Raw genomic sequence first — 13,257 nt, 5'->3', positions numbered from 1 at the left:
CCTTCTGGGTGGGGAAGGTTTTTTTGATTATAATCCAGTGTATTTGCCCAACTCCTCAGTCTGAACGAAGAGGGAATCGTAACGTTTAATTGATAATCATTCTCATTACATATATAATTAACCCAAAGTAAGAGGAAGCAGGGATGTGCATGGAGCGAAGCAATGGACTGAAAGAAGCAGAAACGATTGATGCCCATAAGACGCTTACATGTGAAGGGGTAGATTATAATTATCGTTTTGATGGGGCTCATTTTGAGATTAAACCTCCAGTCGAAATAGGGGAAGGCAGTTGCCGCAGCCTGCTTAGCCATGGTTATATCCAGATGACAGATTTTAATCTCTGTTTTAATCGGGATATCGAAGCGAAGGGCAATTTTAGCACTCCGCGTACAGAGCTGGCATTCTGCATGGGGCATGGCATTGAGTGGGGGACCTCGCTGAAATCGGACTATTTTGTTATAGATACAGGAGAAATTGCGCTGTTTCATGGCGGAGTAAGAAGTGAAAACTGCACATACCTGAGTGGAGCGGGGTACCGATTCATCAGCATAGATATGAGCCCTGCACAATTTGAGCGGATGACCAGTGGTCTGACTGAGGATACACGGCTTCGCATCGGAGCTGGTGCGGGTTTGTTTTTTGGAAAAAATAACATCACACCATCCATCCGCTTCATTCTATCGCAGATTGCGGATTGTTCCTATAGCCATGGCATGCGTGAACTTTATCTGGAGGGCAAAATGCTGGAGCTTATGGCGGTCTATCTCAATGAATCTTTATATGAAGCAGACCGGATTCCACGCTCGGTCAAGCTGTCCAGAGAGGATATGGAGAGCCTGCGGCTCGCTAAGGAGATTTTACAGCGTGATTATTTGCACCCGCCGACGCTTGCAGGCCTTTCTCGCATTATATGCCTCAATGAGTTCAAGCTGAAAAAGGGCTTTAAGGAAATGTTTGGTTATACCGTGCATGCCTACGTTATCGAACAACGGATGCAGAGAGCGCAGCAGCTGCTGGAACAAGGGAGTATGACTGTAAGTGAAGCAGCTTCAAGGGTTGGATACGGTAATGTGAGTCATTTCTCGGCAGCCTTCCGCAAAAAGTTCGGTGTGCGTCCAGGAGAATATCTGATCAGCGGCAGGCAGCGTCTCTTCGGTATTAAGTTGTAAGTCCGTATCCTGCACAGATGCTCCTGATTTGGTTAATTATAATCCCTTAAACGGTAGCAATCGTGAACAACGTTCCTATACACTAGTGCACAGAGAATCATTCTCAGTGCACTTTTTTTGCGTGTAATTACCAAGAGTGGGGGAACGGCTGTGAGTAAAACCAAAACCGGCATGCCAAGGCTGCTGGAGATCGCCGGAGAGAAGCGAGGTTTGCTGCTCTTGTCCGGAATATTGTCATCTGTCAGCGCTGTATTAATGCTGATTCCGTTTTTGTCTGTTTATTTCATTTTGGCAGAGCTGCTGCGCCATGCTTCATCGCCTGGACAGGTCGACGGTGCGTATATGATCCGCTGGGGGTGGATTGCACTTGGAGGGTTAATCGGAGGGCTGGTGACTTCGTACTGTGGTATTATGTGCTCGCATATTGCGGCTTTTCGTATTCAATATAATTTGCGTGTGCGAATGACCGAGCATTTGGGCAGATTGCCGCTTGGTTTCCTGAACGGGACTTCAACTGGCGTGGTCAAGAAGACGCTAGAGCAGAATGTCGACAAAGTGGAAAATTTCGTAGCGCATCAGCTTCCCGATTTAGTCAGCGTACTGGCTTCTACGGTGCTGATGATCGTGGCGATGTTTTGGCTTAGTCCGCCGTTGGCGGTAGCTTGCCTGCTGCCGATAATTATAGGATTAGGTGTGCAGTCAGCGCTTATGATGAGCAGCAGAGGCAAGGCCAGTGTGAAGCAGTATCATGATTCGTTGGAGCAGATCAATACTTCGGCGGTGCAGTATGTACGGGGGATGCCCGCGGTTAAGGTGTTCGGGCAGACAGTGCATTCTTTCAGAAAGTTCTACAGTGATATGACCAGCTACCGCGATTATTGTCTGGAGTATACGGACCGTTATCAAACAGGTTATATCTTATTCAAAACATTGCTGGCATCACCATTTGCCTTTATTTTGCCGGTGGGCGTCTTCATGCTAAGCGGTCGGCCGGATTCCATGTCTTTTGCGCTTGTGCTGTTGTTCTTTCTGATTATGGCACCCGGCGTTTCATCTCCGCTCTACAAGCTACTTCTGCTGGCTTCAAGCACTCGGGATATTGGCGAAGGCGTGGAGCGGATGGACCGACTCTTGGCACAGCAGCCTGTACCGGAAATAGCAGAACCGCTATCCCCGCATACTTTTGATGTTGAATTTGTGGATGTAACTTTCTCCTACAGTGAAGATGCAGGGACTGCAGCGGCGCTCAGCGAAGTCTCATTCCGTGCGGAACAAGGGAAGGTTACAGCACTGGTAGGCCCGTCAGGTTCGGGAAAATCGACGGTGGCCAGCTTGGTGCCGCGGTTCTGGGACCCGCAAGTGGGTGCGATCCGTATCGGTGGAGTCGATATTCGCCATATGGCGATCCATGAATTAATGAATACTGTTGCTTTTGTATTTCAAGAAACCTTCCTGTTCTATGACACTTTGTATGAGAATATTGCTGTCGGCAAACCGGGAGCGACTTTGGAGGAAGTCCAGGCTGCAGCCAGAGCGGCACAATGCGACGAGTTCATTACTCGGCTGCCGCAGGGATACGATACGTTAATTGGTGAAGGCGGTGTCTATCTCTCGGGTGGTGAGGAGCAGCGCATTGCGGTAGCTCGGGCTATTCTCAAAAATGCACCAGTGCTCGTGCTCGACGAAGCGACCGCTTTTGCCGACCCGGAAAATGAGTTTCATATGCAGTTAGCACTTACGGAGCTTATGCGCGGCAAGACGGTTATTGTCATTGCTCACCGACTCTCCTCTATACGTGAAGCTGCACAAATTCTGGTGCTGCGGGATGGAGAAATCGTGGAACGTGGAGAGCACGCAGGTTTGATTGAGGCGGACGGGCTTTACACAAAAATGTGGCATGCCTACACTGACGCCGGAGATTGGCATATGGAAAAAGGAGGGGATCAGCTATGAAGGTATTGCATAATATTACTGCCGGTAAACCGCAGCAGTTGCTGAAGCCTGTGCTTTTTTCCTTGTTGGCTAATCTAGTTAGTGTGCTGCCGTTCGCGCTTGTAATTGAGGCGGTGCGGTTGATTTTTGCTCCTTATATTACTGTAGGCGCAGAACTTCAGACAGAACGCCTTTGGTGGATCTGCGCAGGGCTTGTCGCCGTCATGGTGCTGATGTTCCTGAGTGAGATTCCCGCCTATCGCACCGCTTACCGCGGGGCATACAATGTTGCTGCACAGGGACGTGCGGAATTAGCAGAACATCTGCGGAAGCTTCCGCTGGGTTACCTGACTCGCCGGGACCCAGGGGATTTAGCCAATATGATGATGGGCGATTTCACGCTCGTTGAGACGGGCATATCACATCTGCTGCCACAGCTTGCGGGAGCTTTTGTACTGCCGATATTTGCACTTGCTGGTTTACTGTTTCTGGACTGGCGGATGGCGCTTTCTATGTTCGTAGCGCTGCCGGTTGCTCTCCTGATCATGTATCTATCGGGCAAGCTGCGGCGGAGACTCGGAGCGGATCATATGAAGGCCAAGCTGAACGCTGCGAACCGCTTGCAAGAATACTTGAACGGTATACGGGTGATGAAGGCCTATAACCTGACGGGAGAACGATTTGTCCGTCTGGATAACTCTTTTAAAACTTTGATGAAGGAAAGTGTGAAGCTGGAGGGGATGTTCGGTCCGGTTATTCTAACCGCTATGGCTCTTCTTCGTGCGGGACTGACCTTAATGGTATACGTAGGTGTTCATCTATTATTAGGCGGGGAGCTCGGTATTTTGCAGTTGGCAGTATTCCTTATTGTCGGCACACGTATTTATGATCCATTGACTACAGCGCTAGCCAATTATGCCGAATTCCGCTACAACGAACAAGCGGGTGAACGTATAGTAGATCTGCTCCGTCAGCCGGTAATGACAGGTGCTACGAGTCCTCTTCCTAAAAGCAGCACCATTCGGTTTGACAATGTAACCTTCAGCTATGGAGGAGAGCCTGTTCTCAAAAATTTAAGTCTGGAAATGCCGCAAGGTTCACTGACTGCAATTGTGGGCCCTTCAGGCAGCGGCAAGAGTACAGTGCTGCGCCTGATCTCACGTTTCTATGATCCTGAAGAAGGGAGCGTTCTGCTAGGTGGGCGCAACATCAAGGATATTGATCCAGAACATCTGCTAGGATCCGTATCGGTGGTGTTTCAGGATGTGTACCTGTTCCAAGATACCATCGGGAACAACATTGCTTTTGGGCGGCCGGGGGCGTCGCGTCGGGATATTCAGCAGGCAGCGCAAATGGCTCACTGCCATGATTTCATCATGAAATTACCGCTTGGTTATGATACGCCGGTAGGCGAAGGCGGCAGTACGCTCTCCGGAGGGGAGAAGCAGCGAATTTCCATTGCCCGTGCGATTCTCAAGAATGCTCCAATTGTGCTGTTGGATGAAGCTACTGCATCGCTTGACCCGCAGAATGAGGCCGAAATCCAGAAAGGAATTGATGCGTTGATTACGGGCAGAACCGTCATTGTTATCGCCCACCGGCTGAAAACCATACGCGGTGCGGACAACATTATCGTACTGGAAGACGGTCGGCTGGTCGAGCAGGGACGACATGAAGCCTTACTGTTGCGCGGCGGACTGTACGACCGGCTCTGGAAGCTGCAACAGCAATCCGTTGGATTCCGCATCACATCTTAGGCAATGCTCGGCACATTTTAGGAGGGAAACGTATGGCTATAACAAAGGATGAATCCGCTTGGCCGATCATAAGCCTTAGTTTGGGGGAGGCGTTTGATCAGGAGACAGTAGAAGAATATATCGCTTATTGGGAAGAACTGCTCGCGCGCCGATCTGCCTTCGGCCTGCTGATGGTGCATTCTGCTGAGAAAAACACACGTCCAGAGCGTGCGGTCACACAGCTGTATATGAACTGGTGCAAGATGAACAAGCGGGAAATCGCCCAATATTGTTCAGGTATCGCGGTCGTAATGCAGAATGCAAAGTTGCTTGCTGTCTACAAGCCAGTTACAGCGTTGTCCACTAAAAGAACCTACGGCTGCCCCGGAGGCGCCTTCTCTGGAGAGTCTGAGGCGATAAGGTGGCTGGAGGAGCAATTGACTAAGACATCCTCGGGTACGAAAACCTAATATAGCTGCCCATATTTTGGGGATACACATTTAAGCTTTCTTCACCCTTTTGGGTGGGGAAGGCTTTTTTTATCTAGAAAGATAAGAATCCGCCAACCCCTCACAACCAATGTGTCAGAGTAAGCTTTTTGAAATATAAATGGGGTGTGTTGGATGAAGATAAATAATAATTATTTGAAAGAACAATTAAACCAAGAAGTTTGTAGAGGAATTAGGTTTTCAAACATTACAGGATGATCTCTAGCCAATGGTTATTTCAAGTGGTCGAAGAGATGATGGAATTCTTATTATTGACTTGCTGAAGTTACCTGATGACCAACCAATCCTAATAGATTTAGGAATAATGCCTGAATTTATATTACCGTTTATCCCGGAAGAGAGAATGCACTAAGCTGGGCATCAAAACCATAGAAAGAACACCAAACATGAGCGTAGAAGAACAATTTAGGTTAGTTCGTGAACATTTTAAAAATGTAGGGATGACCGAAAGGTATACCTACTCAAAGAAACCATTTCTTTGTCAGGGATGGTTTCTTCATAACTAGAAAAGTACACAGGTATGCCCGTATAATAAATAGGAGCAAGTAATTGGAAGTAGATTGATGATGAGGGGAGAGAAGACATGTTTTTCTTTAAAAAAAATAAAGGCATCACAAAAGAGGAGCTACAGGCCTTGGTTGAAGGCTTGGAGCAGGCTTATATGGATAAGGATGAAGAAGGTTTGAGCAAAAGATTTCATCCAGATAAAAGGGGAATGTCCTTTTTAAATCACTTTCAATTAATGATGACATTTCAAATCTATAATATAAAATCTGAAATTCTCGAATTTGAATTGCTGTCAATGGATGCCACTAAAGCAGTCTTTACATACACTCGGAAGCACATTCATACCTGTATCAACCCCGCCGATGAACGTGAGGAAAAAAGAAATCAAATTATCAGTTATTACGTTGAGGCTGTGAAGGAGAATGGTTCAATTTGGATTACGAGGTACAGCCCTTATAGCACGATTTTTGTAGATAAGAAGGGTGATTTCCTTAGTGGTGTGGATGCGGTCATTCCTCCTGGAGAAGAGATCAATTCAGGCATTGCGCGATTCATCCCGTATTTTCAGCTTGATAGCTATGTACCTGCAACCTTCCATATCTACAGTAACAGTCAATTTATCGGATATTATCCGTTAGGAGAATACCATCGGTACGAACCTTCGCATACGTTCACGATTAATTATTTTGATAAGATAGAGGCATCTTCTGTAGAGAAGCATACAGCGGATTATATCTCCCAAGAGACCTTGTTGACCGCTCAAGTACTGCATCAGACTGTTAATAGCTCTATAGTGGAGACGCAGTTGATGAACAATAATGTATTAGAACATGAACTTGTTACCAGCCTGCTTACGAAGGATGGGTTCTATATGATTAGATTTCTGTATGACAAAGGGGAGCCGATCCCGCCAGAGGAGCGAGAAAAGTGGAAGCGTGAGATGGTCACTTTAATAGAAAAAGAGCACAGCAGTTAACACAGAAACTTGCCGTTACAGACAATACGCGAACCGTATCCTAAGTAACGATAAGTTTTTTTGGTAATAATGAGAGAAAAGGAGAGATGAAAATGTCCTATATCGTTGATTTTAAAAATGTGTCTACGGTTGGGTTAGAATCTTCACCTGTAGTAGATGCACTTGCTGGTCTGCGTGCTAATGAGGCCCGTTACTTTATGAACAAATACAAACATGAGTTTACGGTTGTACGAGCCAGCGAAAGTCAGGAGACCCTTGATTATGTGAACCGAATTTTAAAAGAAGAACGCGATATTGAGTTTGCGGCCAAACCTTTAGAAACATCGCGTTTTCAAGTGGAAAATATTAAATTCGCTTATGTCTTTTATGAGGATGGTCTTGCGGTGAACGTTATGTATACGGTGGATGACCCTAAGAAGCGGGCTGTTGGTTTTAAGCTTTCTGAGGGGATGGAGATCCCAAAGGAGCTAGAAGAGAAGTTTAAGTTTGCTAGGCAGAAGTCCAAGCTAGCCGGAACAATTCGGGGTTCGTTTTTTGTAATTAAAGGAGAGTATTAAGGTTAGCAAAATTGCAACTTAATCAATGAGAGGGCCATCCTGTAAAAGGATGGCCCTAAATCTTGCCGATATAGATAATTTGCGTAGGTTATCTATGGGAATGGACTCTCATTCAAGAGGCCGAATTTATTATATAGGGCAACGAAAACTGGAGTTGCGAGCGTACTTCATAATTATTTTGCATGGATAGCTGAAACGGTAGAATGTACGGTATAAATCCCGTAGAAAAGAGCTGAAGTGGCTGAAACGGTGGAATGTACGGTTCAACTGGTGGATATTCGCCAACATGTGATACGTAGACAGAGTAAACAGCAACATATACTCCATTGATGCAGGGTACTTTTTGGGATGTTAAGCTCTTCCGCCAAGTCGCCCACTGTCTTTGTTTGCTCTTGAATGAACTGCACTGTCTGTTTTTTAAATTCTTCGTTATACCGTTGTCGATGTTCTCCCATGTGAACACACCTCCGTGGACTCATTATCGCCAGTCTGTTAACTACTGTCCACTTTTTATTCTAGCTTCAGTGACTACGTTATTGTCCTTACCGTAAAGGACAAAGAACCGCCTAAGTTGCCAGCAACATGGAAGATGTTGGATGCGGTCAAAAACAATCGAATGATTGAGATTGATATGGAAAAATATTTTGCAGCAGATTCATACTCCTCCTTGTTACAAGCCGAAGATATTGCCGACAAATTATCGAAGCTGGCTTCATCAAAATAACCTTATTGGATTCAACCTACCTGAAGCCATCTAAATATAAAGACGAAGCCTATTATGGCTTCGTCTTTTGTAGTTTTGCATACCCTTTTACAAATGAACTATTGGACCGAAAGTACAGTCTCCAGCTCAGGGATATATTCCTTGACCATATTGTTGTCTTCCCACAGTCCTTTAGTCCCAGCTGGGGCTTGACCTTCGGAAACGACTAAGTACGGTTTGATGGTTACGGTATTCGGTATAGTCTTGAAGGGTTCAAAACGAACATTATAAGATTCGCTTAAGGGGTGAGCACCGATGGGCTTCAGTTGAACGCCACGTTCATCCACAATGTCAAATTGAAGAGCGATGACGCCCCCGTTAGCACCCTTATATTTCGAAGGGATAGAAGCGAGCATTTCTTCTACGCTCTGGCCCGGTTTGGTTTTGTACTCAATGGATACCTGCGTTGTGATTGGGGTGATTTCTACCTTACTGATCTGCAAGTTAATGTTATCGTGATGCTTGGTCTCCTCTGAAGTTAGTGCGGTAACAGGCGTTGATTTGGTAACAGGCAGAACGAATTCGAACGGGACATCGTAACCCTTTAACGTTACATTTACAGTCAAGTCAAACTGATCAGGGAACTGGACAGTCTGTGTTGTTGTGCTCGGATCATAATAAGTGTTCAAAACCTGAACCATTATGCTGGAAGCAGTCTCACCATCCATGTGTTCGTAACTCCAGAGCAGAGGTTGACCTTTATAGAGAACCTCAAACTTATCCACCGCGCCTTTATTGGCATCTGAAGGCGGCGAATTGGGCTCCGAAGCCAAACGGTTTCCAGGAGTGGTTAGGTTCATAAGAATTCGGGTTCCGTCAAATAACAACGTTGGGATATTCATGGTCACCTCGCTATGGGTCACGCTTTGGTTTACGTTTGTGATGAAATCCCCGGCTTGTTGAACACCGGGATCTAAGTTTTTTTCGCCCCATAATGAATAGATTTGTCCCAAAACCGGAATTTGCTTGAGTGCACCAGCCATTGCGGGCGATACAAAGCCGGAAGCAAGGACTGTAACTCCAAGAATTGCAGCGGCTGCAGTGGAAATCAACCACTTATTAAAAGTTCTTGATGCATCCATCTTTCTCTGAATGGGGGAAGTGGAATTATCGGTCTCCCTGATGATTTGGTAAGTCTCATTCAGTTTGGAGCGGGCAATATCCGATAACTGAGCGGGAAGTAGGCTTTGGCAGTTCTTTAACTGTTCTTCTAACTTAGTGTTTACCATGTCGCAACTCCATTTCTTGATTGAATTGAGATGAATGCTTTAGCTTTTTGCGGGCGCGATGCAGCCGGGTCTTCACGGCAACCGTAGAAATTTCGAGAATGTCGGAAATTTGACGGATCGGCATGTCCTGTAGGTAATGAAGGTGAATGACAATCCGGAGGTTCTCCTCAAGATGTTGAACGGCATCCCATAATTCGATTTTCTCATAATCCTTGGAAGTGGAAGGGATTTCGGGAAGCTCTCCATAAGGGAGGGATCTTGAGTTGTTTTTGAGCATTTTATTGCATTCATTAATCAGAATCCGGAAGATCCACGTTTTGAAAAAAGCGGGCTCTCTGAGTGTATGGATGTTCTTAAAGGCTTTAAGCATCGTCTCCTGCAGGGCATCTGCACAATCTTCTTCTTTGTTGACGATGGACCTTGCAGTTCTGTATAAAGGTAACTCTATCTCCTGCATCAACTGCACGAATGCTTCAGGGTCTCCAGCTTTGGCTTTGACGACAATAGGATCTATATGCAAAGATTTACCTGCTTTCTTGACTAGAAGTCTTAGGATGTTCGTAACGTTACTTAAATATTAGATCGGGTAGGTAGCTAGAAGGTTACCACAAACATGATTCCATTCTCCGCATCTCGCAATGCTAGCAAGGGGAGAAATTGGTTTTTTTTCACAAAAAAATCGCCGTTCAAATTCCCTGTCAGGAATCGGACGACGATTTTCAAAAGCTAGTCAGTCAGTTAGTCAATCAATCAGTCAATCAATCAATGATATAAATGACCCATTCCCCTTGATCGTTTGGCCGAATAGCGTATAGCATTTTTACATTTTCAACGGTCTTTGCGGCCATATCCAAGCGTTGTCCGGTCACCGTTATATTTACCTGATGTTCGTTGGGTAACATGGAATCGATGCTTTCGATGTCTGTGAATTTGTACTGATATTGTTCGTCATAATAAGGTTCCATAGCATCTGCTAGTTTTTTGTTTACGAACCCGGATTGGAAAAGTGTGTGGTCATGCTCAACCAAAGCAGTTAGGTTTTTTTCCAGCACTTCAAGTGCGGGGAGATCATACTCTGTCAATTGATCTGAATATGATTTCAGATTTATCGACAATTCTGCTTTAAAGCTGGTTTCATTTGGCTGCTTGGGTTCTGTGTTTTGCGGCTTCTGCGTATTCATCGCTGGACTTTGGGTTGGCGTATTTGCTCCTGTGTTCGGCTCCTCGATGGGTTTAACATCCCCTGCACATGCTGCCAGAAAGATTAAAGACATCAACATGAGCATTCTTGCAATAGTTTTTAACATCTAACCCCACCTTTTTAAAGATATGTTAGTTAGTCGCGAGAAAATATGGAGAAGTTTCAAGGGCTGAATGAAGCCCGAAAAAGTGGATTAAATCGCTAGCTTTTGTGGATCATCTACAGAGTAACGTCCGCTTACCGCAAGCATGATTGTAGAAATAATGACGAGTATGAAACAGAGTACAAATGAATACCGGTACCCAACAACACTAGCTAATAACCCGCCAACAAGACTGCCAATCAGTCTGCCGATCGTGGATGAATTAGAGTAGAGTGTGGATGCATACCCAGGCATGTTTGGAAGCAGATCCTGAATGTAGCTAATGCCAATCGCTGAAATAACGGCAACAAAAAAGGCAAGCAAAATTTGGGCTGCAAGCATTTGCCACATCGCGCCTGAAGTAATGACAACGAGATAATAAGCTCCTCCGAAAATGGCTCCGCACATCATCAGGATTCGGTTACTGTATTTCGCACTAAGTAGTCCCAGCATGATCATAAAAGGAATTTCCAGCGCAGCACAAATACTGCTGACTAAACCAACATCGCTTGTTGTTCCCCCTAGATTGTTGGTAATAAAAAGGGCAGTATTGATGCTACTCGTCCAGTGGGCTACATACATTAGTATCATAATCAGAAAAGGAAGCAGAACATTACGGTTCTGACCCAACCGGAAACTTTTTACTTTTACTTCTGCAGTACTGCTTTTCACTTCTGTATTTGATTTCAGGAATAGCGAGATAAGTAAGGCAACCAGCAGGAATACTCCGATGGTGCCCGAGAAAATCCCCTTAAACCCAACAGCAGCAATTAGCAGAGTACCGATTAAAGGACCTGTAATAAAGCCGAGAGAGAAAGCAGAACGCAAGGTAGAATTTGCAAATGCAGTATCCGTAAAATCGCTCTTATTCACTGCTTCTCTAGCTATGGCGAACAATTGAGGCATCCCTGGTGCACCGAGGGCGGTGAACACAATCATGTAGATGAATAAGATCGTAAAATCCCCAATGAGCAAGTATCCGCTATAAGCCAGAGCATTACAGAGCGTGGAGACAAGGTAAATGTTTCTTCGATTTAAGCCGAGGTCAGAGCGTCTTCCGATTAGTGTACTGATCCATATCCCGGCAATTAACGTGGTGGCCAGAAAAACACCAAACAGCCCGACAGATACTCCAAGCTGCTCCGTAAAATAAATGGATAAAAAGGGTGCGCTGAGTGAAATCCCCATCCCCTGCAGTAACATACATAAAAAGAGTAAGCCATAAGAGGGAATCGAAAATAGTGCAGTTAGTCGTTTGAACATGTTGTGAAAGTACTCCTCTATATTTGTTTAGATATTTCATAAAAAAAAGCCGTTGAAATGAATTCCAACGGCTTTTTGTATGCTTGTTTTTTTCAAGACCTTATTCAACATCATAATTGATCAGAAAGAATAAGTCTATACTTTCGGCTGGATTTTATTTACTATTGTGAAGCCGGCAAAACCTAATAAATGGAGTGTTGTTAATGGACGTTACTTGTCATCTCGATAAGGCTGACTTACAGGATTATATTAGTAGGGTTTTTGGCAGCAGTTATTTCGTTGCTCGTGTTTCGCGCATGCATGGCGGCGCACAAAAGGTGGTCTACAAGATTGAGTGCAGTAATGGATTTTCCTGCGTTTTGTATGTGTGGGATCTTTCTATGAATTATTTTAAAGAAGAAAAAGAAAATGAAGATATAAACGAACAATCCTATGGAAGTCATTTATTCGAATTAAATAACAGGTACTTAACACAACATGGAATTCAGACCCCTGCTCTTTATGATCTGAATAAGGTAAGAGATCGTTACTCTTTCGATTATGCTCTGGTTGAATATATAGATGGAAGAATGGCAGAAACCTATTTTCATCATCCCGAGTTACGTGTTCAAGATAAAGTTTTTCAGCGTGTGGGGGAGATGCTTACTGCTATGCATACCCACGAGAGGCATGTTTTTGGGAAAGCAAATGCTAACGAGAGCAGCATGGGGCAATGTCATTTATTACAAATGGAAAATGCGAAAGTACAGCTAGCCTATGCCTCCCAACATATTGAGAAGATCAGGTCTAATCAAAGCAAACTGCTCGATAAGTTGTACGAGCTTGAATCAAAAATTCAACCCAGACAGCAATATGGGTTTATTCACGGGGAACTGGGTCCTGACCATGTTATGGTTAACGATAAACTGGAACCTTTCTTGATCGATATCGAAGGAGCAATGTTTTATGATATTGAGCATGAGCATAGTTTTTTGCAGATGAGATTTGGGGATTTTTACCGGTACTTAAAGAACGATGCTCTGGATCATGATAGGCTGTTATTTTATCAATTCCACCATCATGTCTCCTTAACTTCAGGTGGATTAAAGCTGCTGCATAGAGGATTTCCTGATCAACAATTCGCCCAAGGCCTAGCTGATTATCAATCGGAACGCGCGCTGAGGTTTATCGAAGGATGAACTAAACAAGGCCTTTGAATTGATAACCTACTGCCATGTCCTTGAAAGTAACCTATTAGCCTTCTTCACCCTTTAGGGTGGAGGAGGTTTTTTCG

General features: G+C 44.8%; 13 protein-coding genes. 8 read left to right on the top strand and 5 right to left on the bottom strand.

Annotation, left to right across the window (positions count from 1 at the left end):
* The first annotated feature begins 149 nt into the window (after nucleotides 1-149).
* The 6 genes from MHB56_RS09180 (at nucleotide 150) to MHB56_RS09155 (ending at nucleotide 7,386) form a co-directional block, all read left to right on the top strand.
* Entirely contained in the window at nucleotides 150-1,169 is a 1,020-nt protein-coding gene (locus tag MHB56_RS09180; RefSeq protein ID WP_179086330.1) for a helix-turn-helix transcriptional regulator, read from the top strand.
* 171 nt (nucleotides 1,170-1,340) lie between these two features.
* Nucleotides 1,341-3,122: an ABC transporter ATP-binding protein gene (locus MHB56_RS09175; protein WP_076186435.1), complete on the top strand. Its 1,782-nt coding sequence runs from the start codon at nucleotides 1,341-1,343 to the stop codon at nucleotides 3,120-3,122.
* Nucleotides 3,119-4,858: an ABC transporter ATP-binding protein gene (locus tag MHB56_RS09170; RefSeq protein ID WP_076186415.1), complete on the top strand. Its 1,740-nt coding sequence runs from the start codon at nucleotides 3,119-3,121 to the stop codon at nucleotides 4,856-4,858. Before MHB56_RS09175 ends, MHB56_RS09170 begins: the two co-directional genes overlap by 4 nt.
* 32 nt (nucleotides 4,859-4,890) lie before the next feature.
* Nucleotides 4,891-5,307: a hypothetical protein gene (locus MHB56_RS09165; RefSeq protein WP_081390604.1), complete on the top strand. Its 417-nt coding sequence runs from the start codon at nucleotides 4,891-4,893 to the stop codon at nucleotides 5,305-5,307.
* Nucleotides 5,308-5,929: 622 nt separating this feature from the next.
* Nucleotides 5,930-6,829: a hypothetical protein gene (locus tag MHB56_RS09160; RefSeq protein WP_076219520.1), complete on the top strand. Its 900-nt coding sequence runs from the start codon at nucleotides 5,930-5,932 to the stop codon at nucleotides 6,827-6,829.
* 92 nt (nucleotides 6,830-6,921) lie between these two features.
* Nucleotides 6,922-7,386 carry a phage tail protein gene (locus MHB56_RS09155; RefSeq protein ID WP_076194578.1) on the top strand — a complete coding sequence of 155 codons (465 nt, stop codon included), beginning with the start codon at nucleotides 6,922-6,924 and terminating at the stop codon, nucleotides 7,384-7,386.
* A 263-nt stretch (nucleotides 7,387-7,649) separates the two neighbouring features.
* Here the strand turns inward: MHB56_RS09155 and MHB56_RS29840 are convergent, their stop codons facing one another.
* Entirely contained in the window at nucleotides 7,650-7,841 is a 192-nt protein-coding gene (locus tag MHB56_RS29840; protein ID WP_076194580.1) for a transposase, read from the bottom strand.
* Nucleotides 7,842-7,957: 116 nt separating this feature from the next.
* Between MHB56_RS29840 and MHB56_RS09150 the strand changes: the two genes are divergently transcribed.
* On the top strand, nucleotides 7,958-8,110 hold the full coding sequence (locus MHB56_RS09150) for a hypothetical protein (RefSeq protein ID WP_175619009.1): 153 nt from the start codon (nucleotides 7,958-7,960) through the stop codon (nucleotides 8,108-8,110).
* A 98-nt stretch (nucleotides 8,111-8,208) separates the two neighbouring features.
* On the opposite strand, the gene MHB56_RS09145 is transcribed toward MHB56_RS09150, so the two are convergent.
* The 4 genes from MHB56_RS09145 to MHB56_RS09130 all read right to left on the bottom strand — a co-directional run bounded on the left by MHB56_RS09145 (nucleotide 8,209) and on the right by MHB56_RS09130 (nucleotide 11,984).
* Nucleotides 8,209-9,378, bottom strand: a complete 1,170-nt coding sequence (locus MHB56_RS09145; RefSeq protein WP_076279972.1) for a DUF4179 domain-containing protein — start codon at nucleotides 9,376-9,378, stop codon at nucleotides 8,209-8,211.
* Entirely contained in the window at nucleotides 9,365-9,898 is a 534-nt protein-coding gene (locus MHB56_RS09140; protein WP_076279971.1) for an RNA polymerase sigma factor, read from the bottom strand. Before MHB56_RS09140 ends, MHB56_RS09145 begins: the two co-directional genes overlap by 14 nt.
* Nucleotides 9,899-10,136: 238 nt before the next feature.
* Nucleotides 10,137-10,685 (bottom strand): hypothetical protein, encoded by a 549-nt coding sequence (locus MHB56_RS09135; protein ID WP_076218769.1) that lies wholly within the window; start codon nucleotides 10,683-10,685, stop codon nucleotides 10,137-10,139.
* A gap of 87 nt (nucleotides 10,686-10,772) precedes the next feature.
* Complete coding sequence (locus MHB56_RS09130; protein ID WP_052097297.1) at nucleotides 10,773-11,984, bottom strand: sugar efflux transporter; 1,212 nt, start codon at nucleotides 11,982-11,984, stop codon at nucleotides 10,773-10,775.
* Nucleotides 11,985-12,232: 248 nt separating this feature from the next.
* Here MHB56_RS09130 and MHB56_RS09125 point away from each other — a divergent pair, with 248 nt between their 5' ends.
* Nucleotides 12,233-13,162, top strand: a complete 930-nt coding sequence (locus MHB56_RS09125; protein WP_076218773.1) for an aminoglycoside phosphotransferase family protein — start codon at nucleotides 12,233-12,235, stop codon at nucleotides 13,160-13,162.
* The last annotated feature ends 95 nt before the right edge of the window (nucleotides 13,163-13,257 follow it).

The sequence above is a fragment of the Paenibacillus sp. FSL H8-0315 genome, assembly GCF_038005365.1.
In the GTDB taxonomy this organism is placed as follows: domain Bacteria; phylum Bacillota; class Bacilli; order Paenibacillales; family Paenibacillaceae; genus Paenibacillus_AQ; species Paenibacillus_AQ odorifer.
The sequence above is the reverse complement of the archived record's forward strand: the minus strand, read 5'-3'. Positions and strand labels throughout refer to the sequence as shown.